Source organism: Xenorhabdus hominickii (genome assembly GCF_002632725.1).
GTDB lineage: Bacteria > Pseudomonadota > Gammaproteobacteria > Enterobacterales > Enterobacteriaceae > Xenorhabdus > Xenorhabdus hominickii.
The window spans coordinates 1-201 of sequence record NZ_NJAI01000132.1; the positions used below are offsets into that span (position 1 = coordinate 1).

1 pseudogene is annotated in these 201 nt (G+C 60.2%); it reads right to left on the reverse strand.

The window, feature by feature from the left end:
* A pseudogene (locus Xhom_RS25510) lies at positions 1-99 on the reverse strand (phage head closure protein); the annotation flags it as partial.
* Positions 100-201: the final 102 nt, after the last annotated feature.

Here is a 201-nt window from a genome sequence, read left to right on the forward strand (position 1 = left end):
GCGCACCGTGACCTCGGCCATTTCCGCCCCGGCCGAGAGCAATTCCCGCCCACTGAGGTGCTTGACCTCCGCCCAGACCGTGGCAACGTCCTGCCATTCAACAAGGCTTTAAACCCCGCCGGGAGTGACTGGGCTTCGCGGTTCTCATTCCAGAACCCAATAGCCAATAACAACGCCAGCTCAATATCCGCCGATATCAGC